The sequence below is a fragment of the Curtobacterium flaccumfaciens pv. betae genome, from assembly GCF_026241855.1.
Lineage (GTDB): Bacteria > Actinomycetota > Actinomycetes > Actinomycetales > Microbacteriaceae > Curtobacterium > Curtobacterium flaccumfaciens.
In genome coordinates, this window is the sequence record NZ_JAPJDC010000001.1 from 1,692,089 (window position 1) to 1,717,632 (window position 25,544).

Consider the following 25,544-nt stretch of genomic DNA (forward strand, 5'->3'; position numbering starts at 1 on the left):
CCGGTCACAGCGCGTGCAGCGGCTTGCCCGCGAGGTGCAGGAACGCCTCGCCGAGGGCTTCGTTCTGGGTCGGGTGACCGTGCACCAGGGGAGCGATGTCCTCCGGGTAGGCCTCCCAGTTCACGGCGAGCTGGGCTTCGCCGATGAGCTCGCCGACGCGGGCACCGATCATGCTGACCCCGACGACGGGGCCGTCCACGACGCGCACGACCTTGACGGAACCGGAGGTCCCGATGATGTGGCTCTTGCCGTTGCCGGCCAGGTTGTACTCGTACGAGTCGACCTTGTCGGCGCCGTACTGCTCTTCGGCCTTGGCCTGCGAGAGCCCGACCGACGCGACCTCGGGGTCGGAGTAGGTGATCTTCGGGATGTTCTTGTCCTCGATGACCACCGGGTTGAGGCCGGCGATCTCCTCGGCGACGAAGATGCCCTGCTGGAAGCCGCGGTGCGCGAGCTGCAGGCCGGGGACGATGTCGCCGACGGCGTAGACGTTCGGGATGTTCGTGGCGAGACGCTCGTTCGTGGTGACGAACCCGCGGTCCATCGCCACGCCGACCTCGTCGTAGCCGACGTTCTGCGTGACGGGGCCACGGCCGACGGCGACGAGCAGGACGTCACCGTCGAAGGTCTTGCCGTCCTCCAGCGTGACGACGACGCCGTTCTCGTGCTGCTCGACGCCCTGGAACCGGACACCGAGCGAGAACTCGATGCCGCGCTTGCGGAACGCACGCTCGAGCTGCTTCGACATCGACTCGTCCTCGGCGGGGACCAGGTGCGGCAGGCCCTCGACGATGGTGACCTCGGCGCCGAAGGACTTCCAGACGCTGGCGAACTCGACGCCGATGACGCCGCCGCCCAGGATGACGACCTTGTTCGGGACGTAGTCCATGCGGAGTGCGGTCTCGGAGGTGATCACGCGGCCGCCGATCTCGAGCCCGGGCAGGGACTTCGAGTAGGAGCCGGTCGCGAGCACGATGTTCTTGCCGGTGACGGTCTGGTCGCCGACCTGCACGGTGTTCTGCGAGGTCAGACGCCCCCAGCCCTCGACCACGGTGATGCCGCGGGCCTTGATCAGGCCCTGCAGGCCCTTGTACTTGGAGTTGATGACGCCCTGCTGGTAGTCGATCACCTTGGGCACGTCGACACCGGCGAACTCCGCGATCACGCCGTACTTCTCGGCGTCACGCGTGCCGTCGGCGATCTCGGCGGCGTGCAGCAGCGCCTTGGTCGGGATGCAGCCGCGGTGCAGGCACGTCCCTCCGAGCTTGTCGCCCTCGATGAGCGCGACGCTCATGCCGAGTTCGGCGGCCCGGAGCGCAGCGGCGTACCCACCACTCCCGCCACCGAGGACAACGACGTCGTAAGTCTGTTCCGTCACCTGGTGCAACTCCCTCGTGCGTGTCGGGCCGATCGGGCCCTACGTGGACACCGCGGAGGGCGGCGTCCGACGGTCGGACCGCGTGGTTCCGGTCCCGTCCCGTGCAGTACCGGTGGGAGGCGCGTCGGTGCGCCGTTCCCACCGGTACCAAACCTACTACTCGGACTGGAGGTCTTCTGCGAGAGCGATGAGCGTCCGGACCATCACGCCCGTCGCACCCTTGCCCAACCAGGCGTACCCGCCGCCCTTGTTCTCCGACGGACCCGCGATGTCGAGGTGCGCCCAGGGGACACCCTCGCCGGCGAAGCGCTCGAGGAACTTGCCCGCGAGCAGCATGCCGCCGGCCGGGTTGCCGACCGTGGCGTTGACGATGTCGGCGACGTCGCTGGACAGCCGGGCCTCGAGCTCCTCGGGCAGCGGCATCGGCCAGATCGGCTCCGAGACGCCCTCGGCGACGGCACGGACCTTCGCGACGAGGTCGTCGCTGCCCATCAGGCCGGTGGTGCGATCACCGAGCGCGACGACCTGGGCGCCGGTCAGCGTGGCGACGTCGACGAGCGCGTCGGGCTGCTCGAGCGACGCGGCGGCCATCCCGTCGCCCAGCACCAGGCGGCCCTCGGCGTCGGTGTTCGTGACCTCGACCGTGGTGCCGTTCTTCAGCGTCAGGACGTCGCCCGGGCGGGTCGCGGTGCCGGAGGGCATGTTCTCGGCGAGGGCGAGCCACGCGGTCACGCGCACGTCGAGTCCCAGCCGGGCGGCGGCGACGGTCGCCGCGAGCACCGTGGCGGCACCGGTCATGTCGGTCTTCATGCCGAGCATGGACGCCGCGGGCTTGAGCGAGAGGCCGCCCGAGTCGAAGGTGATGCCCTTGCCCACGAGGGCGAGGTGCTTCGTGGCGGACTCGGGTGCGTACCGGACGACGACCAGTCGCGGGGGACGGGCCGAACCGCGGCCGACGCCGAGGATGCCGCCGAAGCCCTGCTCCTCGAGCGCCTGCTCGTCGAGGACCTCGACGGTGAGCGGCAGGTCCGAGGCGAACCCGGTCGCGACGTCGGCGACGTCCTGCGGCCCGAGGTCGCCCGCGGCGGTGTTCACGAGGTCGCGCACGAGCGACGCGGCGTCGGCGACGATCGCGGGGCGCACGGCGGCGTCGGCTGCGACGTCGGCGGGCGCGACGACCTCGATGCGCTGGTCACCGCGGGCCGGGGCCTTGGTGCCGGTGCCCTTGTGCCGGGTGAAGGCGTACGCGCCGAGCGCCGCGCCCTCGAGGGCGGCGTCGACGAGCTCGGCCGAGTCGGTGGGCAGGGCGAGCGTGATCGAGTCGACGCGGGGGAGCTGTCGCACGGCACTGCCGGCGGCCGCGCGGATCGCCGCGGCACCCGTGGCGGAGCCGAGCCCGATCAGCGCGACCGACTTCGCACCGACGCCGGTGGCGGGCAGGCGGACGAGCTGGTCCTTCGCGCCGGTCACCCCGATCGCGGCGAGGTCGAGGCCGGCGAGGGCGTCGAGCGCGCCCAGGGCGGTGGGAGCGAGCACGGCGGTGCTGTCGGCCTCGCCGGACGAGCCCGGGCGGACCCCGACGACGAGCACGTCGGCGGTGGTGGTCTCGGGGGGTGAACTGGTGGTGGAGAGCGTCGGTCGGACCATGCTCCAACCCTACCGAGGGCCTGTTCGCTGTCGGCGTGGTCGTCGCGCACCGGGGACGTCGGAGGCCCCGCCTAGCATGGGGACGGTGAACCACCCCGAGGAGCTCTACACGTTCGACGCGGACGCCCCGACCGTGCCAGCAGGGTTGCACCTGATCGCCGGGCTGACCGGTTTCGCCGATGCCGGATCGGCCGTCGCGCAGGTGACGAACTCGATCCTCGAGGACCTCGACACCGAGCTCGTCGCCGAGTTCGACCCGGACGTGCTGCTCGACTGGCGGGCCCGTCGCCCGGTCATCACCTTCGAGCACGACCACATCAGCGCCGTCGAGCCGCCCCGTCTGGCCCTGCACCTGGTGCGCGACGAGATCGGCCAGCCGTTCCTGTTCCTGTCGGGCTACGAGCCGGACTTCCAGTGGAACCGCTTCGTCCGGGCCGTCACCGGGCTCGCCGCCGACCTGCAGGTGGCCGACACCACGTGGGTGCAGTCCATCCCGATGCCGGTCCCGCACACCCGTCCGATCAGCCTCACCGTCTCCGGCACCCGGGCCGACCTCGTCGAGCAGATGAGCGTCTGGAAGCCCGAGACCCAGGCGCCGGCGAACGTCCTGCACCTGGTCGAGCACCGCCTCGCCGAGACGGGCGCGCAGGTCACGGGGCTCGTGCTGCTCGTGCCCCACTACCTGTCCGACACCGAGTTCCCCGACGCCGCCGTCGCCGCGCTGTCCGGCATCGCGGCCGCGACCGGGCTCATCTTCCCGACCGACGCCCTGCGCGAGTCCGGTCGCGAGTTCCTGACCCGCGTCGAGGAGCAGGTGGCCGGCAACCCCGAGCTGCAGCGCCTGGTCTCCGTGCTCGAGGAGCGGCACGACACGTACATGGAGGGCAACCCCGTTGCATCGCCGCTGACCGGCGTCGACGGCGAGGTGCCGACCGCGGACGCGATCGCGGCCGAGCTCGAGCGCTTCCTGGCCGACCGGCGCACCCAGGGCGACGCGACCGACTGACCGTCGCGGGATCCGGGCGTCCCGACAGGACGGCCTGGAGGCCCGTGGCGGCCCCGCACCGCGCCTCCAGGCCGTCCTCCGGTCGCCCGCACGACGTGACGCACCTCGACGACGCTCGTCGCGTATCGACGCGGGGACGCGTCGGTAGCCTGGTCCGGTGAACTCCCGTCGTGCCTTCCTGATCTGGGGTGTCGCGGTCCTCGCGTACGTCCTCGCCGTGGTGCAGCGGTCCTCGCTCGGGGTCTCCGGGGTCGATGCGCAGGACCGGTTCGCCGTTTCCGCCGCCGTCCTGTCGACCCTCGCCGTCGTGCAGATCGCCGTCTACGCGGGGCTGCAGATCCCGGTGGGGATCGCCCTCGACCGCGTCGGCCCCCGCCGACTGGTGCTCCTCGGCGCCGCGCTGCTGGTCGTCGGACAGGCGATCGTCGCGGTGTCCCCGTCGATCGGACCGGCCATCGCGGGGCGGGTGCTCGTCGGCGCCGGTGACGCGATGACCTTCATCTCGGTGATCCGCCTGGTGCCGATGTGGTTCAGCGGCCGGATCCTGCCGCAGATCTCGCAGTGGACCGGCAACCTCGGGCAGATCGGCCAGATCCTGTCGGCGTTCCCGTTCGCGGTGCTCCTGCACACGGTGGGCTGGACCCCGGCGTTCGGCGTCGCGGCCGCGGCCAGTGCCGTCGGTCTCGTGCTCGCCGCGGTCTTCGTGCGGAACGGTCCCGTGCCGGTGCGGACGGACACGATCCCGCTGCCGCACTCGTGGGGTGCCGCGTTCAGCACGTTCGGGCACGCGCTCCGCCGCCCGGGCACGCAGCTCGGGTTCTGGTCGCACTACGTCACGCAGTCGTCGGGCACGGTGTTCTCGCTGCTGTGGGGTGTCCCGATGCTCAGGGGGCTCGGGTACTCCCCGGGTGAGGCGGCGGGGTTCCTCACGATCATCGTGGTCGTCGGGTTCGTCGCCGGCCCGGTGCTCGGCGTGCTCTGCGCGCGGTTCCCGATGCGCCGGTCCAACCTGGTGCTCGGCGTGGTCGTCCTGCTCGCGGTGCTCTGGACGGCGATCCTGCTCTGGCCCGGGCACCCGCCGACGTGGTTGCTCGTGCTGCTCGTCGTCGCGATGGGGATCGGTGGGCCCGGTTCCCTGATCGGCTTCGACTTCGCCCGGACCTTCAACCCGGTCGGCTCGCTCGGCTCGGCGAACGGCGTGGTGAACGTCGGCGGGTTCCTGGCGGCCTTCGTGATGATGTACCTGATCGGTGTCGTCCTCGACGCGGCGGCACGGGCGACCGGCACCACGGTGTTCGCCTGGGAGAACTTCCGGATCGCCCTCACGGTGCAGTACGTCGTGGTCGGTTTCGGCGTCGGGATGCTCCTGCACGCCCGCCGTCGGACCCGCCGCGTGCTGCACTCGGAAGAGGGAATACGCGTCGGGCCACTCTGGGTTGCACTCGTTGCACGCCTGCGGAAGCGGCACGTGCAATAATGATTACGGACCCGTTCGGGACCCCTGTCTGTCGGAGCACTTCGGTGCGCCGGTGAACTCGGGGGACTTGACATGGGTCCTAGTGCTGCCCGGAACGGTAGGACTCGTACGACGCGGGGGACTGCGGCGCGGGACCTGGGCGGCGAGGGAGGCCACGACCCCACGAACGTGGCACGACGAGAGAGGTGATCGCATGGCTGCCCGGAGCACGACGATCGATCCCACGAAGGACACCGAGCCCGAGGGCGCTGTGGCAGAGGACGCCACGGACACCGAGGGCACCGCAGCGCCGAAGAAGCGCGCCACGAAGGCCCCCGCCAAGAAGGCGCCCGCCAAGAAGGCGGCGCCCAAGGCGAAGAAGACCGACGCCGTCGACGAGGCGATCGCCTCCGACGAGCCCGTCGAGGAGCCGACCGACGAGGCCGACGACACCGACGACAAGACGGCCAAGCCGGACGCCGCTGCCGCGGTCGCCGCCGGTGCGCTCGTCATCTCGCAGACCGACGACGACGAGGCGCCGGTCTACTCGACGACCATCACGGGTGCCACCGCCGACCCGGTGAAGGACTACCTGAAGCAGATCGGCAAGGTCGCCCTGCTCAACGCCGAGCAGGAGGTCGAGCTCGCGATGCGCATCGAGGCCGGCCTGTTCGCCGAGGACAAGCTGCAGCACGCGACGGGGCTCTCGAAGCCCGCCGAGCGTGAACTGCGCTGGGTCGCCCGTGACGGTCAGCGTGCGAAGTCGCACCTGCTCGGCGCGAACCTCCGCCTGGTCGTCTCGCTCGCGAAGCGCTACACCGGTCGTGGCATGCAGTTCCTGGACCTCATCCAGGAGGGCAACCTGGGCCTGATCCGTGCGGTCGAGAAGTTCGACTACACCAAGGGCTTCAAGTTCTCGACCTACGCGACGTGGTGGATCCGTCAGGCCATCACCCGTGCCATGGCCGACCAGGCCCGCACCATCCGCATCCCGGTGCACATGGTCGAGGTCATCAACAAGCTCGCCCGCGTGCAGCGGCAAATGCTGCAGGACCTCGGTCGCGAACCCACTCCGGAAGAGCTCGCGCGCGAGCTCGACATGACCCCGGAGAAGGTCGTCGAGGTCCAGAAGTACGGCCGCGAGCCGATCTCGCTGCACACGCCCCTGGGCGAGGACGGCGACTCGGAGTTCGGTGACCTCATCGAGGACACCGAGGCGGTCGTGCCGGCCGACGCGGTGGGCTTCACGATGCTGCAGAAGCAGCTCGAGAGCCTGCTCGACTCCCTGTCCGAGCGCGAGGCGGGCGTCATCCGCATGCGCTTCGGCCTCGGTGACGGCCAGCCGAAGACCCTCGACCAGATCGGTGACACGTTCGGCGTGACGCGCGAGCGCATCCGTCAGATCGAGTCCAAGACGATGGCGAAGCTCCGCCACCCGTCGCGGTCGCAGTCGCTGCGCGACTACCTCGAGTAAGCCGGCATGCGCTTCTTCATCCCGATCCTGATCGGGCGGATCCTCCGTGCCCTCGCCCGTGCGAGGGGCGGCGGGTCCGCCTACCCCGGGTACATCGTCCTGAAGCTCGTGCCGGACTTCCTGCAGCACGTGACGAAGCAGTTCCCGAACGGCGTCGTCTTCGTGCTCGGCTCGAACGGCAAGTCGACGACGACGCACATGATCTCCGACATCGTCCGGGCGCACGGGCTGCGGGTCTTCACGAACCCGTCCGGCGCGAACCTGCCGCAGGGCATCGCATCGGCCCTGCTGTCCGAGGTCTCACTGACCGGCCGGCTCAAGGCGGACATCGGCATCCTCGAGGTCGACGAGGCCTTCGCGGTCGAGCTCGCCGGCATCCTGTCGCCCTCGACGGTGACGATGCTCAACGTGCAGGTCGACCAGCTGTACCGGTTCTTCGAGACCGAGCGGGTGGCGACGATGATGCTCGACACCGCCGCGCTGTCGACGGCGAACGTCATCACGAACCACGACGACCAGTTCCTCGACGGCTACTCCGGCACCCCCGGGCAGCGCGTCCTGCGGTTCGGTGCGAGCGACGAGGTCATCGCCGCGGCACCGAACGGTCTGCAGAACGCCGATTCGTTCGACGCCGGTGACCGTGCTCAGCACACCGCCGACGCCGAGGTCGTGGCCCAGACGGGCGACGGCGCGACGATCCGCTTCGACGGTGTCGAGATCCCGGTCCGCCTGCCCGCCCGCGGCCTGCACTACGCGGTCGACGCCGCTGCGGCCACCGCGACGGCCAGTGCGGCCCTCGGCGCGCAGTTCCGTGCCGACGCCGTGACCAAGGCCTTCGGCACGATGAAGCCCGCGTACGGCCGCGGAGAGCGTCTGCCGATCGCGGGCGAGTCCGCCGAGTTCACGATGTTCAAGAACGCCGCGAGCCTGCAGCTCAACCTCGACGCCCTACCGGACCAGCCCGAACAGGTCCTCATGGCGATCGACGAGGGCACGCCCGACATCTCCTGGATCTACGACATCGACTTCTCGAAGCTCGACCACGTGGACGTCGTCTCCGGTGACAAGGCGTGGCAGATCGCGATCGCGCTCGAGCACGCCGGTGTCCGCATCGGCTGGGTCGAGCCCGACGTCGAAGCAGCCATCAAGCACATGGAGCAGCTCGGCTCGACGACCCGCGGGACGAAGAACTTCATCGTCAACTACGAGATCATGATGATCGCCCGCAAGGCCCTGGGCCACCCGGACATGGAGAAGACCGCATGACGGCCGACCGGCTGACCATCCTGCACGTCTACCCCCGGCAGATGGGCGTCTCGGGCGACCGTGGCAACGTCGCGGCCCTGGCCCGCCGTGCGGCCGCCGCGCGCATCGAGACACAGGTCGTCGAGTACGCGCCCGGTGACGAGCTCCCGACCACGGCGGACGTCGTCGTGATCGGCAACGGACCGCTCAGCGCGATGCGTTCCCTGGGCGACGACGTCACCCGCATCGGCGGCGCGCTCCGTGCGTTCGCGAACGATGGTGTACCGGTCATCGCGGTCGGCGGTGGGTTCGACCTGGCGACGAACGAGGTCGTGCCGACCGAGGGTGCGCCGGTCGCCGGGTTCGGTGTGTTCGACGCCCGTGCCGTCCGCGGTGCCGAGCGGCGCGTGAACTACTTCGTCCTCGAGACCCGGTACCCGCTGCTCCCCGGAGCACCGAAGCGTCTCGCCGGCTTCGAGGACCACGCCACCACGATCGAGCTCGCGGCCGGGGTCAGCCCGTTCGCCGACGTCGTGTCCGGTGGTGGCAACCAGGCGGGGGCCCCGGTCGAGGGTGCGATCGTCGGCACGTCGTTCGGCACGCACACGCAGGGCCCGATCCTGCCGCTCAACCCGCAGCTGACCGACGGTGTCCTCGCCGCGGCCACCGCACGGCTGGGCCGCGAGTACGCGCCGGGCGCGGAGCAGACGGCGACCATCGACCGCTACGCACGTGAAGCGCGCGCCACGGTCGACCGTTACGTCGACAAGGCGTTCAAGCGCATCGCCTGATGCACGAAGCAGAAGGCCGGGTCCCGAGGGGGCCCGGCCTTCTGCATGCGCACGGATGGCAACAGTTGCCAAGAGCGTCCACCCGGATTCAACATCTGACATGTTGGAGGTCGACAAAGGAGGCTCCCATGCACCACAACAAACTCGTCCTCGCCCTGGTCGGTGGACTCATCGTGACCCTGACCACTGCCGGCACGGTCGCCCAGACGGCTCCGGCTGAGGCCGCGACGACGCGGATCAGCTCCGCCTGCAGTTCGGTGCCGACGACCACGACCGAGTCCGACGGCGTCCCGGGGCCGATCTTCTACAAGCGGCTGCAGTGCCTGGCCAGCAGGGCCGGGTACTCGGGTGACATCGATGGTCGTATGACTTCGCCCGCTTGGTTCTTCGTCGCGAAGCGCCTCGCGGTCGGCGGGTACTACCAGTCAGGGAACTTCTACGGAACTGAGCACCCCCTGACCATCGCAGCACTGCAGCGTTGGGCGGCTGCCCACGGCCGCTACAGCGGCCCCATCGACGGTGTGTGGGGACCGAACAGCTACCGGGGCGCCGCCTGGGCGCTGAACCGCGAGTTCTAGGACGGACTGCAGACAGAAAGGAGGCGCGGTGCCAGCTGGCACCGCGCCTCCTGTCCGTGTGTCGGTCGCGACTACTTCGACTCGTAGAGTCGGCTGCTCTCGTCGTGCCACTCGATGGCGGTCGCCGCGAGCTTGTCCTTGAACTCGGCGCCGTGGTGGGCGCAGAAGTAGAGCTCGCCGCTCGACATGGTGGCTCGGATGTAGGCCTGCGCCCCGCAGCTGTCGCAACGGTCGGCGGCGGTCAGCTGGTGGTTGCTGACTTCGTCGATGGAGGGGTCCTGCACGGTCTGGGTCATTGCTGTGCTCCTCACGGATCGCAGGTGGTGCCGGGTGGTTGCACCATTTCAACACGTGATGCCTGAGAGCGACGCATTGTCGGGCCCTGTTTCGCTCAGCGCGGATCGCTTGGCCCCAGTGCGAGTGTCCACACGGTGCTGTCGGTGCCGCTCGGTAAACTCCGACGGTGAGCTCCGACTACTCCGCACGCCATCTCTCCGTCCTCGAAGGGCTCGAGGCGGTCCGGAAGCGGCCGGGCATGTACATCGGCTCGACGGACTCCCGGGGCCTCATGCACTGCCTGTGGGAGATCATCGACAACTCGGTCGACGAAGCCCTCGCGGGGCACGGTGACGAGATCGGTGTCGTGCTGCACGCCGACGGCTCGGTCGAGGTCCGCGACACCGCCCGGGGCATCCCAGTCGACGTCGAACCGAAGACGGGCCTGACCGGGGTCGAGGTCGTGTTCACCAAGCTGCACGCCGGCGGCAAGTTCGGCTCGGGGTCGTACGCGGCCTCGGGTGGCCTGCACGGCGTCGGCGCCTCGGTCGTGAACGCGCTGTCTGAGCGCCTCGACGTCGAGGTCGACCGGGGCGGCAAGACCTACGCCATGTCGTTCCACCGCGGCGAGCCGGGCATCTTCGACGACAGCAAGGGCATCGGCCCGGACGCTCCGTTCGCGCCCTTCACCTCGGGCAGCGAGCTGCGTGTGGTGGGCAAGGTCAAGAAGGGCGTCACCGGCTCCCGGATCCGCTACTGGGCGGACCGTCAGATCTTCACCGCCGACGCTCGGTTCAGCACCGACGACCTGGTCACCCGTGCACGGCAGACCGCGTTCCTCGTGCCCGGGCTCGGCATCACCATCACCGACGAGCGCGCGGCGTCGATCGACGCCGCTGCCGCCCGGGCCGAGGCGACGGGCACCACCGTGGCCGCCGGGCCGGTGGTCGAGCGCTTCCGGTACGAGGGCGGGATCGGCGAGTTCGTCGAGCACCTCGCCGTCGACAGCCCCCTCACCGACGTCTGGCGCGTGCAGGGGACCGGCACCTTCACCGAGACGGTGCCGATGCTGGACGACAAGGGCCACATGGTCTCCACCTCGGTCGAGCGCGAGTGCGAGGTCGACCTGGCGCTCCGCTGGGGCAGTGGTTACGAGACCGTGTTCCGCAGCTTCGTCAACATCATCGCGACGCCGAAGGGCGGCACGCACCAGGCCGGGTTCGAGTCGGGCGTCGTCAAGGCCGTCCGTGCCCAGGTCGAGGCGAACGCGCGCAAGCTCAAGGTCGGGCAGGACAAGCTCGACAAGGACGACGTCCTCGCCGGTATGACCGCCGTGCTGACCGTGCGGTTGCCCGAGCCGCAGTTCGAGGGGCAGACGAAGGAGATCCTCGGCACCCCGGCGGTCCGGAAGATCGTCGACCAGGTCGTGTCGAAGCGCCTCACCGAGATCCTCACCTCGACGCAGCGCACCGAGAAGGCACAGTCGGCGGCCCTGCTCGAGAAGGTCGTGTCCGAGATGAAGACCCGCATCTCGGCGCGGGCCCACAAGGAGACGCAGCGCCGTAAGAACGCGCTCGAGAACTCCTCGCTGCCGACGAAGCTCGCCGACTGCCGCTCGCAGGAGACCGAGGGCACGGAGCTCTTCATCGTCGAGGGTGACTCGGCGCTGGGCACCGCGAAGCTCGCCCGCAACAGTGAGTACCAGGCGCTGCTGCCGATCCGCGGCAAGATCCTCAACGTGCAGAAGGCGTCCGTGTCGGACATGCTCTCGAACGTCGAGTGCGCGTCGATCATCCAGGTCATCGGCGCCGGTTCGGGCCGCACGTTCGACATCGACCAGGCCCGCTACGGCAAGATCATCATCATGTCCGACGCCGACGTCGACGGTGCCCACATCCGCACGCTGCTGCTGACGCTGTTCTTCCGGTACATGCGGCCGATGATCGAGCAGGGCCGGGTCTTCGCCGCCGTGCCGCCGCTGCACCGGGTCGTCGTGGTGAACCGCGGCAAGCCGAACGACACGCTCTACACGTACTCCGAACAGGAGCTCCAGACGGTGCTGAAGAAGCTCGAGAAGACGGGCAAGAAGTACCAGGAGCCGATCCAGCGGTACAAGGGCCTCGGCGAGATGGACGCCGACCAGCTGGCGGAGACCACGATGGACCGCGCGCACCGCACCCTGCGCCGGGTGAACGTGACCCATGCCGAGGGTGCAGCGAAGGTGTTCGAGCTGCTCATGGGCAACGACGTGGCGCCTCGCAAGGAGTTCATCCTGGCCGGCGAGGGCCTGGACCGCGACCGCATCGACGCGTAGCGCCTTCACCCCCGGGCCGCGCAGCGGCCTGGTGTGCTCACGCGCTGGGCGACAGTCCACGCGGCCCGCGGCCCGTGAGGTGTCGCTCAGCGCGAAACCGCGCCGCGTCCGCGACACGGCGATGGCGGACGGGAGGCCCGTGGCGGCGCCGCCCCGCGCCTCCGGGCCGTGCGCCCTGCGTTCTCACGCGCTGGGCGACACCTCACGGGGCTCGCAGACCGTGAGGTGTCGCCAGGCGCGAAACGGCGCCGTGTCAGCGACACCGGAGGCGGACGCCGGCGCCCGCCTACGCCTCGCCGGCGGTGCCGTCGAGCGTCGCAGCGCTGCCACCGATCGAGCCGATGACCGCCTCGAGCGGGGCGCCCGACCCGTCACGCTTCGACAGCCAGTCGGGCAGGGTCCGTGCGGCGCCGTCCGTGCCGACGGCGTGTGGCGGCGCGATGCCCGCCCATCCCACCGTGAGCCCGTCCTCGCCCTTCAGGAACGCGTGCGCCCGGACACCCTGGGTGGCACGGCCCTTCGCCGGGAACTCCGACAGCGCGGAGACCTTGGCGCGACCGGCGTCGGTGCCGGGCAGTGCTGTCGAGGTGGTGGACACCGTGGCGACCACGGCATCGTCGGAGCGTGCGACCGAACCGAACCAGATCACCGAGGCGCCGTCGGCCAGGGCCATGCCGGCGACACCACCGGCGGGCAGCCCCTGCGCCCGGACGACGGACGCCGGGAACCGCAGCAGTTGCGCGTTCGAGCTGATGAACACCAGGTCGTCGGACTCGGGCGCCTGCGCCGCGCCGACCACGTGGTCGCCGGGCTTCAGGCCGATCGCGACGAACTCCGGCTTGTCGGGCCATGCACCCGGCACGACGCGCTTCACGACGCCGTGCGCGGTGCCGATCGCCAGCGAGTCCGAAGACGCACCGGACAGGTCGACGATCGCCACGACCGTCTCGCCCTTGGTGAGCGCCAGGAAGTCGGTGACCCGGACGCCGGCGTCGAGCCGGACCGCGGCGGGTGGCACGGCGGGGACGTCGACGGGGGAGAGCCGGAGGACCCGCCCGGTCGAGGTGATCGCGCCGATCTGCCCCCGCACCGTGCTCACCACGGCGGAGCGGACGGCGTCGTGCTTCGAGCGCTTCGGCACGCGGACGATGCCGAGCTCCGACGTCGGGATGTCGACGCGGATGAGCCGTCCGGTGGTCGAGAGCAGCACGCGGCAGGGGGAGTCGGCGATCTGCAGGGACTCCGGGTCGACCGCGGCCTTCCGACCGCCCTTCACCGGGGCGTCGGCCTCGGTGAGCAGCGTGCGGCGCGGGGTCGCGAACTTGTCGGACACCTCGGTCAGCTCGAGGGCGACCTGCGCGCGGAGCCGTTCGTCGGACGCCAGCAGTTCCTCGAGGGCGGCGATGTCGGCGAGCAGCTGGTCGCGCTCGGCCTCGAGCTCCATCCGCGAGAACTTCGTCAGACGGCGCAGGCGCAGCTCGAGGATGTACTCGGCCTGTACCTCGGACAGGTCGAAGACGTCGCGCAGGCGGTTGCGCGCTGCCTCGGAGTCGTCGGAGGTGCGGATGACCTGGATGACCTCGTCGATGTCGAGGATCGCGATGAGCAGGCCCTCGACCAGGTGCAGCCGTTCCTTGCGTCGTGCCAGCCGGTACTGCGACCGGCGGGTGACGACGTCGAGCCGGTGCTGCACGTAGACGTCGAGCAGCTCGCGGAGCCCGAGGGTGCGCGGTGACCCGCCGACCAGCGCGACGTTGTTGATGCCGAAGCCGTCCTCGAGCGGGGTGTGCTTGTAGAGCTGCTCGAGCACGGCGGTGGGGTTGAAGCCGCTCTTGATGCCGATGACGAGCCGGAGCCCGTGGTTGCGGTCGGTCAGGTCGTTGACGTCGGAGATGCCGACGAGCTTCTTGGACTGGACGCCGTCCTTGATCTTCTCGATCACACGCTCGGGGCCGACCAGGTAGGGCAGCTCGGTGACGACGAGCCCGACCTTGCGCGGGGTGAGGTTCTCGACGCTCACCTTCGCGCGGGTGCGGAACGAACCACGGCCGGTGGCGTAGGCGTCGCGGACCCCGGAGAGCCCGACGATCGTGCCGCCGGACGGCAGGTCGGGGCCGGGCACGAACTCCATGAGCTCTTCGAGGGTGGCCTGCGGGTTCATGAGCAGGTGCTTCGCGGCCTCGACGACCTCGCCGAGGTTGTGCGGCGCCATGTTCGTCGCCATGCCGACCGCGATGCCGGAGGCGCCGTTGACGAGCAGGTTCGGGAACGCCGCCGGCAGCACGCCCGGCTGCATGATCTGGTTGTCGTAGTTCGGGACGAAGTCGACGACGTCCTCGCCCAGGCCCTCGGTCATCGCCATCGACGGTTCGGCGAGCCGTGCCTCGGTGTACCGGGCGGCAGCGGGGCCGTCGTCGAGGGAGCCGAAGTTGCCGTGGCCGTCGACGAGCGGCACGCGCATCGTGAACGGCTGGGCCATGCGGACCAGCGCGTCGTAGATCGCGCCGTCGCCGTGCGGGTGCAGCTTGCCCATCACCTCGCCCGTGACGCGGGCGCTCTTGACGTGTCCGCGGTCGGGTCGCAGCCCCATCTCGGCCATCTGGTACAGGATGCGACGCTGCACCGGCTTCAGGCCGTCGCGGGCGTCGGGCAGTGCCCGCGAGTAGATGACGGAGTACGCGTACTCGAGGAAGGAGCCCTGCATCTCCTCGGAGACGTCGACGTCCTCGATGCGCTCACCGTCGGGCAGGCCGACTACGTCCGTGCGTGCCATGGCACCTTTCTGGAGAACCGGAGTCGTCTGGGAGACTCGTGGGATGGGAACAAGCGTACCGACGGCCCCCGACGCCGTCGCGAACCTCGCCGACGTCTTCCCGAGTTGCCTCGTGGCGCTCGGCGCTGCGGACGACGCGTGGTTGCGGAACGACGGCCTGGAGGCCCGGATCACCCTCCGCCCCGCCCGCTCGGCGATCGTCGTGCTGGTCGACGGCCTCGGTTCCGCCGCGCTGGCGGCGCGCGCCGGGCACGCCCGCTGGCTGACCGGCGCGAAGGGCACCGGCACCGCGAAGAAGCTCCGGAGCGGGTTCCCGACGACGACCGCGGCCGCCCTGAGCACCCTGACCACCGGCCGGTCGCCCGGCACCCACGGCGTCGTCGGGTACAGCGGCTGGAACCCGGACACCGGTGCCGTGATGAACCTGCTGGGCGGCTGGGACACCGAGGTCCCTGCGGACTGGTTCCTGACCCGGACCCTGTTCACCCGGGCCGCGGAGCTCGGACTCGATCCCGTCGTCGTCGGGCCGGACCGGTACCGCTCGTCCGGGATGACCGCGAACGTGCTCGGCGGCGCCCGGTACGTGTCGGCGGACACGATTGCCCAGCGCGTCGACGCCGCACTGGCCGAGACCACCGGCGGCCGCTCGCTCGTCTACCTGTACGTGCCGGAGCTCGACTCGATCGGGCACAAGTACGGCTGGCAGTCCGACCGGTGGACGGCGGCCCTCGAGCTGCTCGACGGCGAACTCGCCCGCCTCGACGCCCGCAGCGCCGACGGCGTGGGGGTCCTGGTGACGGCGGACCACGGTGTGCTCGACGTGCCGGACCACGCGAACATCGCCATCGACCCGCTGCTGCTCACCGACGTCGTCGGCGTCGCGGGTGACCCGCGCTGCCGCCAGCTCACCGTCGCACCGGGCACCGACGTGCGCGCCCTCGTCGGCGCGTTCCGGGCCCGCTACGGCAAGAAGGCGTACGTCGCCAGCCGTGCCGAGGCGATCGAGGCCGGGTGGTTCGGGCGGGTGTCCGACGAGGTGCTGCCGCGCATCGGCGACGTGCTCGTCGTGGCGCGCGGCTCGTGGGCGTTCAACGACGACCGTGCCCTGCGCGAGGACGAGACACCGAAGCGCATGATCGGCCAGCACGGCGCGATGACCGACGAGGAGACGATCGTGCCGCTCCGACTCGCCGGCGAGTTCGCCCACTAGGACGTCGGCGCCGACGGTCGGTGCACGTGCTGATCAGGCGGGGTCGTCGTCCGGACGGGTGCCGAAGACGATCTCGTCCCAGCTCGGCATCGAGCGACGGTTGCGCTTCTTGCGTTCGCCACGGCTCTCGGACTCCGGCGCCGAGGCCGGACGGACGTCGGAGGACTGCGGTGCGGTGTCGTGCGCGCCGCCGTCCTCGAAGCCCTGCAGCGGGATGTCGACGACGCTGATGGAGGTCCCGCGGGCGGGCTCGTCGCGCTGTTCGCCGAAGGACGCTGCTTCGCGTTCACCGCGGCGACGGCGGAGCGCCTCGAGCAGGTCCGCGGTCTCGTTGCCGGGAGCACGCTCTTCCACGGCGGCCTGGCCGATGCGGGGCAGCGGTGCACGGAGCGGCGCGTGCTGGGACGGCTCGGGCTCGGCGGCCGGCTGCTCCGGCTCGTCGACGCGGAAGGCGCCGGAGTCGAAGCGGGTGCCGTCGTCGTCCTGCTGCTCGAACTCGACCGCACGCAGGCGCGGGGCGATGCCCTCGTCGTCGGTGTGCGAGAGCCGGTGAGCGTCACCGTTGTCCGGCGCGAGGGTCGAGGTCTTCGGGTCGAAGTGCCACTGGGCGTCGTGCTCGACCTCGCCCGCGGTGTAGCGGACGCGGACCTGCCACCCGCTCTCCGGGTGCTTCCACGAGCCCCAGGTGATCGCGGTGGCCTCGCCGGCTTCGAGCTTCGCGGTGATCGCGGGGCCGAAGGTGTCGGGGGACTCGTCGTCGACCGGGGTGACCGGCACACGGTGCGAGGCGTCGAGGATGAAGGCGCGCTCGGCGAGGACCGGCCCCTCGAAGCGACGGACGTACTCGACGTCGACGTCGAGCGCGGCGGCCACGTCGGCGGCGTCTGCGCCGCCACGGATGCGTGCCTGGACGTCCTTGGGGGAGACCCGCTTCTGCGGACCGGCGTCGGGGTTCGCCTGGCGCACCTGGCCTGCCAGCGACGACGTGACGGGCAACCGGAACTCGGTGCCGCCGTCGGTCGCCAGGAGGAGTGCGCCGGACTCGACTCCGATGACTCTCACGTCTTGCATGGTTCCGCCTTCCCAGCGTCGCGTACGGTCCTGCTGTCGTACCCCGTGAGTATGCAGGGACGACGGGCGGTTTCCGGGGAGGCGCACGGGCGTGCCGCGGACATCCGCGTGGCCGATCCCGGGCACGCGGCCCTCCGGCAACGGGTGTCGGGAATGTCCGGTTCCGGTCGTGGGTTGCACCGCCAGCACGACCCGCCGCAGCACTCGGTTTGCGCTCTGGCGGGGCGTGGTGCAAACTGTCGCCGCCGATCACCCGGCGACGACCTCTCGATACGAGAAATGGATGGGCATGGCCACCGATTACGACGCCCCCCGGAAGACCGACGACAACTCCGACTCGGAGTCGATCGAGGCCCTCAAGGAGCGCGTTCCCGACAAGATGTCGGGGGTCGTCGACGATGATTCCGACAACCCCGGCAGTTTCGAACTCGCCGGGCAGGACCTCAGCGACGTCGACCTCGACGTCGTGGTGCTGCCCCCGCAGGTCGACGAGTTCACCTGCGTCGAGTGCTTCCTCGTGAAGCACCGCTCCCAGCTCGACCACGAGTCGAAGCTCGGACCGGTCTGCGCGGAGTGCGCGTCGCTCTAGCGAACACAGCCGCGTCGTCCTCGACGCAACGATCAGCGAAGGCCCCGCATCCTCCAGGGATGCGGGGCCTTCGTCGTGTGCTGCGAGGCGGGGCCGAGCCGCGCCTCCAGGCCGTGGAGCGTGGTCCGTCAGGACCGCAGCGCCTCGACGACCTTGCCCGGGTGCCGGACGCTGACCAGCCAGTAGGGCGTGGGGTCCGCGTCGTCGCGCACCTCGACCTTGACGACCCCCCGGACGTAGCCGCGGAAGAGCGTCCACGCGCGGGCGTCGAGTGCCGGCCCGCGCTGCTCGGTGGCCGCTGCGCCCTCGAACGCCTCGGTTGTGCCGACGAGCGTGCGGGGGAGGTGTGCCTTGCCCGCGCGGAACTCGGTGTCGGTGACCTCGATGGTGGGTGCGAGTGCCCACAGGAGGACCAGGACCCCGAGCTCCATCCCGATCGCCACGAGGACGCCAGCCAGGACGCTGATGGGGAGGAAGACGAGCAGGGTGGCGGGGATGACGAGCGCCGTCGCCAGGTACAGGGCGGGCGGGGCCCAGAGTCGTTCGCGGTACAGGGTCACGGGTCCATTCGATCACGAGCGAGCGAGGTCACGGAACGGTCACGGCTGCACTACCCTCGTCACGTGACCGAACCAGTCGACGTCCTCTGGACCGGGGAGCACGCTCCCGGCCACGCCCACCCCGGCGACGCGGGTGCCGATCTCGTCTCCACCGAGGCCTTCGTACTGCAGCCGGGGGAACGACACCTGGCCGCCACGGGGCTGCGCATCGCGCTGCCCGAGGGCTACGCCGCGTTCGTGGTCCCGCGGAGCGGCCTGGCGGCGAAGCACGGCATCACGATCGTGAACAGCCCCGGCACCGTCGACTCCGGCTACCGCGGGGAGATCAAGGTCGCCCTGCTCAACACCGACCAGACGGAACCGTACGAGGTGCACGCCGGCGACCGCATCGCCCAGTTGATCGTGATGCCGGTGCCGCAGGTGACCTACACCCGGGTCGACGACCTGCCGGACAGCGTCCGCGGACAGGGCGGGTTCGGCTCGTCGGGCTACGGTGACCGGAGCGACGCCGTGACCGGTGCCGCCGCAGACGCTCAGGAAGGAACGCGCGCATGAAGTTCGGCCGACGCAAGCGGGACGAGGTCGAGGTGGCGGACGCCGTCACCGACGACATCGAGGTCGCGGACACGTCCCCCGAGGTCGACATCGCGACGGATGCCGACGCGGACCTCGACGAGGTCGACGCGGTCGCCCCGACGGACAAGTCCGCTCCGGAGGACCGGGCCGAGAACGGCCCCCACGACGAGACCGAGGCGAACCTGGTCCGCCCCTACGTCGACCTGGGCGGGGTGAAGGTGCTCCCGCGCGAGGGCCTGCACCTGCGCCTCGAGGTCGAGGAGGGCTCGCAGCGCGTCGTCGCGGTCGGGCTCGACTACGACGAGTCCACGCTGCAGGTCCAGCCGTTCGCGGCGCCCCGGTCCACCGGCCTGTGGCACGAGATCCGCGCCCAGATCGCCGAGCAGATCGAGCGCCAGGGCGGAGTCGTGACCGAGGTCGACGGCCCGTTCGGCCCCGAGCTCCGCGCGTCCGTCCCGGTCGCCGTGGACGGCGACGGCGGCACCGCCGGCTCCCGTCCGGCCCGCTTCGTCGGCGTCGACGGCCCGCGCTGGTTCCTGCGCGGCGTGATCGCCGGCAAGGCCGCCGAGCAGCCCGACGACGCCAGCGAGATCGAGGAGCTGTTCCGCAGCGTCGTCGTCGTGCGCGGCACGACGCCGATGCCGCCGCGCGACCTCATCCCGCTGCACATGCCCAAGTCGACGCAGACCGCGATCTGACCGACTGACGACCAACCCCGCCTGGAGGCACGGTGCCGGACCACGACGACACCCCACGACCCGAGACGGCTGGCTCCGACCCCGCTGCACCCGCGGCCGAGCCGTCGGTCGCACCGTCCTTCTCCGCGCAGTTCCGCGACGCCGTGCAGAACGCCGGCATCGCCCGCGTCGCGCCCGGTGAGGCTCCGTCCGGCAGGGCGCTGCTCGGCGCGGTCGGCGGGGTGCGCGGCCTCGCCGAGTCGGTGCTGCCCGGGTTCGCGTTCCTGGTCGTCTACGCGATCACGAAGGAGCTCGTGCCGAGCGTCGTGATCCCGGTGGCGGTCGGCCTGGTGTTCGTGGTGCTCCGGCTGCTGCAGCGGCAGTCGGTGACGATGTCGTTCGCGGGCATCCTCGGCGTCGCGGTCTCGGCCGGCCTCGCGCTCATCACCGGCCGTGCGGAGAGCAACTTCATCCCCGGGATCGTCATCAACGCCGTCTGGCTCGTCGGGCTGCTCATCACGCTGGCGATCCGCTGGCCGCTCATCGGGCTCGTCGTCGGCTTCCTGCTGCCGGCGAACGAGGACGGCTCGCACGTCGACTGGCGCGCCGACCCGGTGAAGCGCCGCGTGCTGACGGTCGCCACCTGGATCTGGGTCGGGCTGTTCGCGGTCCGGCTCGCGGTGGAGGTCCCGCTGTACCTGACGGCGCAGGTCGAACTGCTCGCCGGGCTGAAGCTCATCCTCGGCGTGCCGCTGTACGCGGCGGTGCTCTGGGTGACGTGGCTGCTGGTCCGCACCGTGTTCGTCCGACGCGACGACGTCGCCCCGGTGTAGAGTTCTCTCGACATCAAGATAGTTCTCGCAGGGCGCGCACGCGTTCTCGGGATTAGGTTTGCCTTGCTGGTGGGACGGTCCACGGCCCGCGAGGATGAGGGCAAACCGATCAGTAGGGAGGCGGCACGGTGGCTGCAGTCAATAGCTTCGGCTCGAAGGACACACTGTCGGTTGGGGGTGTCGACTACGCGATCCACCGGATCGACTCGGTTCCCGGGCACGAGAAGTTGCCCTACAGCCTGAAGGTGCTGCTCGAGAACCTCCTCCGCACCGAGGACGGCAAGAACGTCACCGAAGGACAGATCCGGGCGCTCGGCTCCTGGCGGCCCGACGCGGAGCCCGACACCGAGATCCAGTTCTCGCCGGCGCGCGTCGTCATGCAGGACTTCACCGGTGTGCCGTGCATCGTCGACCTCGCCACCATGCGCGAGGCCATGGCGGACATCGGCGGCGACCCGAACAAGATCAACCCGCTGTCCCCGGCCGAGATGGTCATCGACCACTCCGTCATCGCCGACCTGTTCGGCAGCACGGACGCCCTGCAGCGCAACACGGACCTGGAGTACGAGCGGAACGGTGAGCGCTACCAGTTCCTCCGCTGGGGCCAGACCGCGTTCGAGGACTTCAAGGTCGTCCCGCCGGGCACCGGCATCGTCCACCAGGTGAACATCGAGTACCTGGCGAAGGTCACCTACACGCGTGACTTCGACGGCGAGACCTACGCGTACCCGGACACCCTGGTCGGCACCGACTCGCACACCACGATGGTGAACGGCCTCGGCGTGCTCGGCTGGGGCGTCGGCGGCATCGAGGCCGAGGCCGCGATGCTCGGCCAGCCCGTGTCGATGCTCATCCCGAAGGTCGTCGGCTTCAAGCTCTCCGGTGAGATCCCGGCCGGCGTGACCGCGACCGACGTGGTGCTCACCATCACGCAGGAGCTCCGCAAGCACGGCGTCGTCGGCAAGTTCGTCGAGTTCTACGGCGAGGGCGTCGGCGCCGTCCCGCTCGCCAACCGCGCCACCATCGGCAACATGTCGCCCGAGTTCGGTTCGACGGCGGCGATCTTCCCGGTCGACGACGTCACGCTGGACTACCTGCGGCTGACCGGTCGCGACGAGGCGCAGATCGCGCTGGTCGAGGCGTACTCCAAGGCCCAGGGCCTGTGGCACGACGCCTCGGTGGAGCCGAACTACTCCGAGTACATGGAGCTCGACCTCTCCACGGTCGTGCCGTCCATCTCGGGCCCGAAGCGTCCGCAGGACCGCATCGAGCTCACGAACGCGAAGAGCCAGTTCGAGCTCGACCTGAACAACTACACGACGCCGTCCGAGCAGACCGACCTCGACGACGCGGTCGAGGAGACGTTCCCGGCCTCCGACCCGATCGCCGCCGGTTCGACCAACGAGGACACGGCGCTGCACGAGCACGTGCACGTGTCGAGCGCACCGTCGACCGCCTCGGCGCCGACGAAGGTCGCGATGGACGGGGCCGATCCGTTCACGATCGACCACGGTGCTGTCGCGATCGCCGCGATCACCTCGTGCACGAACACGTCGAACCCGTCGGTCATGATGGCCGCCGGCATCCTCGCCCGGAACGCCGCGAAGAAGGGCCTCACCGCGAAGCCCTGGGTGAAGACCACCCTCGCACCCGGGTCGAAGGTCGTCACCGACTACTACGAGAAGGCCGGTCTCACCACCTACCTCGAGCAGCTCGGCTTCTACACGGTCGGCTACGGCTGCACTACGTGCATCGGCAACTCGGGTCCGCTGCCCGAGGAGATCTCGCAGGCCGTGCAGGACAACGACCTCGCCGTCACCGCGGTGCTCTCGGGCAACCGCAACTTCGAGGGCCGGATCAACCCCGACGTCAAGATGAACTACCTGGCGTCCCCGCCGCTGGTCATCGCCTACGCCCTCGCCGGGTCGATGCACTTCGACTTCGACAAGGACGCCCTCGGCACCGACCAGGACGGCAACGACGTCTACCTGACCGACATCTGGCCCGACGCGGCCGAGGTGCAGCAGGTCATCGACGAGTCGATCGACACCGAGATGTTCACCCACGAGTACGGCTCCGTGTTCGAGGGCGACGACCGCTGGAAGAACCTGCCGACCCCGACCGGCGACACCTTCGAGTGGGACCAGGAGTCGACCTACGTCCGGAAGCCCCCGTACTTCGAGGGCATGACGATGCAGCCCGACGCGGTGTCGGACATCTCCGGCGCCCGGGTGCTCGCGAAGCTCGGCGACTCGGTCACGACCGACCACATCTCGCCGGCCGGTTCGATCAAGGCCGACAGCCCCGCCGGCCAGTACCTCGCCGAGCACGGCGTCGACCGCAAGGACTTCAACTCCTACGGCTCGCGTCGCGGCAACCACGAGGTCATGATCCGCGGCACGTTCGCGAACATCCGTCTGCGCAACCAGCTGCTCGACGGCGTGGAGGGCGGCTACACCCGTGACTTCACGACGCCGGACGGTGCGCAGTCGTTCATCTACGACGCCTCGCAGCACTACCAGGAGCAGGGCATCCCGCTCGTCATCTTCGGTGGCAAGGAGTACGGCTCCGGCTCGTCCCGTGACTGGGCGGCCAAGGGCACGAACCTGCTCGGTGTCCGTGCGGTCATCACCGAGAGCTTCGAGCGGATCCACCGCTCGAACCTCATCGGCATGGGCGTCGTCCCGCTGCAGTTCCCGGCGGGCGAGACGGTCGAGTCCCTCGGGCTCGACGGCACCGAGGTCGTGTCGATCTCCGGGCTGACCGAGCTGAACGAGGGCCGCACCCCGAAGACGGTGCACGTCACCGCGACGCCGAGCGAGCACTCGCCGGCCGGCAAGCAGCCGATCGAGTTCGACGCGGTCGTCCGCATCGACACCCCCGGCGAGGCCGACTACTACCGCAACGGCGGCATCCTGCAGTACGTGCTCCGCTCGCTCGTCTGAGTCCGCTGAACGATAGGAGCGTCGTACGCACGGGTCGCTGACGCGACCACAGATCGGACCGGAGGCCCGTGGCGACACCGCCACGGGCCTCCAGTCCGTCACCTGGTAGCGGGAATAGGGTGATGGCTTGGTACCCACGAAAGGAGCGCCCGTGAGCCTGCTCGCCAGCATCACGTCACCGCGCGACCTGAAGCGTCTCTCCGACGCGCAGATGACCGACCTCGCCGCCGAGATCCGGCGCTTCCTGGTCGCCGAGGTCGCGAAGACCGGTGGGCACCTCGGGCCGAACCTGGGCGTCGTGGAGCTGACGCTCGCGATGCACCGCGTGTTCGACTCGCCGAACGACCCGTTCGTCTTCGACACCGGGCACCAGTCGTACGTGCACAAGCTCGTCACCGGGCGCCAGGACTTCTCGAAGCTGCGCGAACGCGGCGGCATCGCCGGCTACCCGCAGCGGAGCGAGTCCGAGCACGACATCGTCGAGTCCTCGCACGCGTCGTCGTCGCTGTCGTGGGCCGACGGCATCTCCCGCGCGTTCGGGCAGACCGGGCAGACCGACCGCACCGTCGTCGCGGTCGTGGGGGACGGTGCGCTCACCGGCGGCATGACGTGGGAGGCGCTCAACAACATCTCCGACGACAACGATCGGCGCCTGGTCATCGTCGTCAACGACAACGGCCGCTCGTACGCCCCGACGATCGGTGGCATGGCGCGGTTCCTGAGCTCCGTGCGCACCCGCCGCGAGTACCGGGCCCTGTACGAGGGCACGCAGGCTGTGGCGGCCCGGTTCGGCGCTCCGGGTCGCGCGGTGTACCGAGGCATGCGCGGGGGCCTGCACGGCTTCCTGTCGCGGCTGACGAACAACGAAGCGCTGTACTCGAACCTCGACATCAAGTACATCGGCCCGGTGAACGGCCACGACCAGCAGGCGATGGAGGCAGCGCTCCGGCAGGCCAAGGAGTACGGCGCTCCCGTGATCGTGCACGCGATCACGGAGAAGGGCCACGGCTTCGAGCCCGCCCTGCGCGACCAGGCCGACCAGTTCCACGCCGTCGGGCACATCGACCCGGAGACCGGGGAGTCGCTCGACGCCGCATCGGGGCCGTCGTGGACGTCGGTGTTCGCGTCTTCCCTGGCCGATGCCGGCGCCTCCGATCCTCGGATCGTCGCCATCACGGCGGCGATGCTCCGGCCGACGGGGCTCCACCTGTTCCAGGAGCAGCACCCCGACCGGGTCTACGACGTCGGCATCGCCGAGCAGCACGCCGTGACGACCGCCGCGGGCCTCGCCTACGGCGGTCTCCACCCGGTCGTGGCGCTCTACGCGACCTTCCTGAACCGTGCGTTCGACCAGGTGCTGATGGACGTCGCCCTGCACCGGGCCGGCGTGACGTTCGTGCTCGACCGTGCCGGCATCACCGGCCCGGACGGCCCCTCGCACCACGGCATGTGGGACCTCGCGCTGCTGCAGGTCGTGCCGGGGATCCGGATCGCCGCGCCCCGCGATGCCCCGACGCTGCGCGAGGAGTTCCGCGAGGCGATCGCCGTCGACGACGCCCCCACCGTGCTGCGGTGGTCGAAGGGGCAGGTCGGACCGGACATCCCCGCGATCCGTCGTCTCGCCGATGGTGTGGACGTCCTGCACGCCGCCGCGGACGACGTCGAGGACGTGCTCTTCGTCGCCGTCGGGTCGATGGTGCCGGTGGCACTCGAGGCCGCGGCGCTGCTCGAGGCGCAGGGTATCGGCGTCACCGTCGTGGACCCGCGCTGGGTGGTGCCGATCCCGACGTCGCTGATCGAGCTGTCGCGGACGCACCGACTCGTGATCACCATCGAGGACGGCGTGCGGGTCGGCGGCGTCGGGACCCGGCTGCGGCAGGACCTGCGCGCTGCCGGGGTCGACACCGGGGTGAACGAGCTCGGGCTGCCCGACGCGTTCATCGACCACGCGACCCGGTCGCAGATCCTCGCCGACGCGGGGCTGACGGCGCAGGCCATCGCCCGTGACGTCATCGACCAGGTCGTCGGGACGAAGCTGCCGCAGGCGAAGCCCGCGCGGTCCCGCGAGTCCGCGGCGTCCGACCGCTGACCGCGCGGTCCGGTCCGTTCAGGTCCGGTCCGGTCTGTTCAGCAAAACACCGGTGT

General features: G+C 70.4%; 20 protein-coding genes. 14 read left to right on the top strand and 6 right to left on the bottom strand.

The window, feature by feature from the left end:
* Positions 1–4 precede the first annotated feature (4 nt).
* Together lpdA and ORG17_RS08005 are read right to left on the bottom strand one after the other, a co-directional pair.
* Entirely contained in the window at positions 5–1,378 is a 1,374-nt protein-coding gene (lpdA, locus tag ORG17_RS08000) for a dihydrolipoyl dehydrogenase (protein ID WP_027465458.1), read from the bottom strand.
* Positions 1,379–1,534: 156 nt separating this feature from the next.
* On the bottom strand, positions 1,535–3,025 hold the full coding sequence (locus ORG17_RS08005) for a leucyl aminopeptidase (RefSeq protein ID WP_214527607.1): 1,491 nt from the start codon (positions 3,023–3,025) through the stop codon (positions 1,535–1,537).
* A 76-nt stretch (positions 3,026–3,101) separates the two neighbouring features.
* On the opposite strand from ORG17_RS08005, the gene ORG17_RS08010 reads away from it, so the two are divergent.
* The 6 genes from ORG17_RS08010 to ORG17_RS08035 all read left to right on the top strand — a co-directional run bounded on the left by ORG17_RS08010 (position 3,102) and on the right by ORG17_RS08035 (position 9,575).
* A complete protein-coding gene (locus tag ORG17_RS08010; RefSeq protein WP_027465460.1) occupies positions 3,102–4,031 on the top strand; it encodes a proteasome assembly chaperone family protein in 930 nt (309 codons plus the stop codon).
* Between the two features lie 157 nt (positions 4,032–4,188).
* On the top strand, positions 4,189–5,508 hold the full coding sequence (locus ORG17_RS08015; RefSeq protein WP_111057239.1) for an MFS transporter: 1,320 nt from the start codon (positions 4,189–4,191) through the stop codon (positions 5,506–5,508).
* A gap of 193 nt (positions 5,509–5,701) precedes the next feature.
* A complete protein-coding gene (locus ORG17_RS08020; RefSeq protein WP_027465462.1) occupies positions 5,702–6,961 on the top strand; it encodes an RNA polymerase sigma factor in 1,260 nt (419 codons plus the stop codon).
* 6 nt (positions 6,962–6,967) lie between these two features.
* Entirely contained in the window at positions 6,968–8,227 is a 1,260-nt protein-coding gene (locus ORG17_RS08025) for a MurT ligase domain-containing protein (RefSeq protein WP_214527606.1), read from the top strand.
* A complete protein-coding gene (locus ORG17_RS08030; RefSeq protein WP_214527605.1) occupies positions 8,224–8,997 on the top strand; it encodes a type 1 glutamine amidotransferase in 774 nt (257 codons plus the stop codon). The genes ORG17_RS08025 and ORG17_RS08030 overlap by 4 nt, the downstream gene beginning before the upstream one ends.
* 128 nt (positions 8,998–9,125) lie before the next feature.
* Positions 9,126–9,575, top strand: a complete 450-nt coding sequence (locus tag ORG17_RS08035; RefSeq protein WP_071244556.1) for a hypothetical protein — start codon at positions 9,126–9,128, stop codon at positions 9,573–9,575.
* Positions 9,576–9,646: 71 nt separating this feature from the next.
* Here ORG17_RS08035 and ORG17_RS08040 read toward each other — a convergent pair whose 3' ends face one another.
* Complete coding sequence (locus ORG17_RS08040; protein WP_017886093.1) at positions 9,647–9,871, bottom strand: DUF7455 domain-containing protein; 225 nt, start codon at positions 9,869–9,871, stop codon at positions 9,647–9,649.
* Positions 9,872–10,038: 167 nt separating this feature from the next.
* Here ORG17_RS08040 and ORG17_RS08045 point away from each other — a divergent pair, with 167 nt between their 5' ends.
* Complete coding sequence (locus tag ORG17_RS08045) at positions 10,039–12,165, top strand: DNA gyrase/topoisomerase IV subunit B (RefSeq protein ID WP_214527604.1); 2,127 nt, start codon at positions 10,039–10,041, stop codon at positions 12,163–12,165.
* A gap of 286 nt (positions 12,166–12,451) precedes the next feature.
* Here ORG17_RS08045 and ORG17_RS08050 read toward each other — a convergent pair whose 3' ends face one another.
* Positions 12,452–14,938 (bottom strand): DNA gyrase/topoisomerase IV subunit A, encoded by a 2,487-nt coding sequence (locus ORG17_RS08050; RefSeq protein WP_214527603.1) that lies wholly within the window; start codon positions 14,936–14,938, stop codon positions 12,452–12,454.
* A gap of 43 nt (positions 14,939–14,981) precedes the next feature.
* On the opposite strand from ORG17_RS08050, the gene ORG17_RS08055 reads away from it, so the two are divergent.
* Positions 14,982–16,148 (top strand): alkaline phosphatase family protein, encoded by a 1,167-nt coding sequence (locus tag ORG17_RS08055; RefSeq protein WP_214527602.1) that lies wholly within the window; start codon positions 14,982–14,984, stop codon positions 16,146–16,148.
* A 33-nt stretch (positions 16,149–16,181) separates the two neighbouring features.
* Here the strand turns inward: ORG17_RS08055 and sepH are convergent, their stop codons facing one another.
* The gene (sepH, locus tag ORG17_RS08060; protein WP_173033640.1) at positions 16,182–17,210 is read right to left on the bottom strand and encodes a septation protein SepH; all 1,029 of its coding nucleotides are present in this window, start codon (positions 17,208–17,210) and stop codon (positions 16,182–16,184) included.
* Positions 17,211–17,508: 298 nt separating this feature from the next.
* Between sepH and ORG17_RS08065 the strand changes: the two genes are divergently transcribed.
* Positions 17,509–17,808: a DUF4193 domain-containing protein gene (locus ORG17_RS08065; RefSeq protein ID WP_017886098.1), complete on the top strand. Its 300-nt coding sequence runs from the start codon at positions 17,509–17,511 to the stop codon at positions 17,806–17,808.
* Positions 17,809–17,936: 128 nt separating this feature from the next.
* Here the strand turns inward: ORG17_RS08065 and ORG17_RS08070 are convergent, their stop codons facing one another.
* Positions 17,937–18,368, bottom strand: a complete 432-nt coding sequence (locus ORG17_RS08070; RefSeq protein ID WP_110859581.1) for a DUF3093 domain-containing protein — start codon at positions 18,366–18,368, stop codon at positions 17,937–17,939.
* Positions 18,369–18,431: 63 nt separating this feature from the next.
* Between ORG17_RS08070 and dut the strand changes: the two genes are divergently transcribed.
* The 5 genes from dut (at position 18,432) to dxs (ending at position 25,488) form a co-directional block, all read left to right on the top strand.
* Complete coding sequence (dut, locus tag ORG17_RS08075) at positions 18,432–18,923, top strand: dUTP diphosphatase (protein ID WP_071244561.1); 492 nt, start codon at positions 18,432–18,434, stop codon at positions 18,921–18,923.
* Positions 18,920–19,642, top strand: a complete 723-nt coding sequence (locus ORG17_RS08080; RefSeq protein WP_232536646.1) for a DUF3710 domain-containing protein — start codon at positions 18,920–18,922, stop codon at positions 19,640–19,642. Before dut ends, ORG17_RS08080 begins: the two co-directional genes overlap by 4 nt.
* Positions 19,643–19,674: 32 nt before the next feature.
* Positions 19,675–20,454 (top strand): DUF3159 domain-containing protein, encoded by a 780-nt coding sequence (locus ORG17_RS08085; RefSeq protein WP_111030153.1) that lies wholly within the window; start codon positions 19,675–19,677, stop codon positions 20,452–20,454.
* A 128-nt stretch (positions 20,455–20,582) separates the two neighbouring features.
* Positions 20,583–23,399 (top strand): aconitate hydratase AcnA, encoded by a 2,817-nt coding sequence (acnA, locus tag ORG17_RS08090; protein WP_027465472.1) that lies wholly within the window; start codon positions 20,583–20,585, stop codon positions 23,397–23,399.
* A gap of 151 nt (positions 23,400–23,550) precedes the next feature.
* Entirely contained in the window at positions 23,551–25,488 is a 1,938-nt protein-coding gene (gene dxs, locus ORG17_RS08095) for a 1-deoxy-D-xylulose-5-phosphate synthase (RefSeq protein ID WP_214527601.1), read from the top strand.
* Positions 25,489–25,544 lie beyond the last annotated feature (56 nt).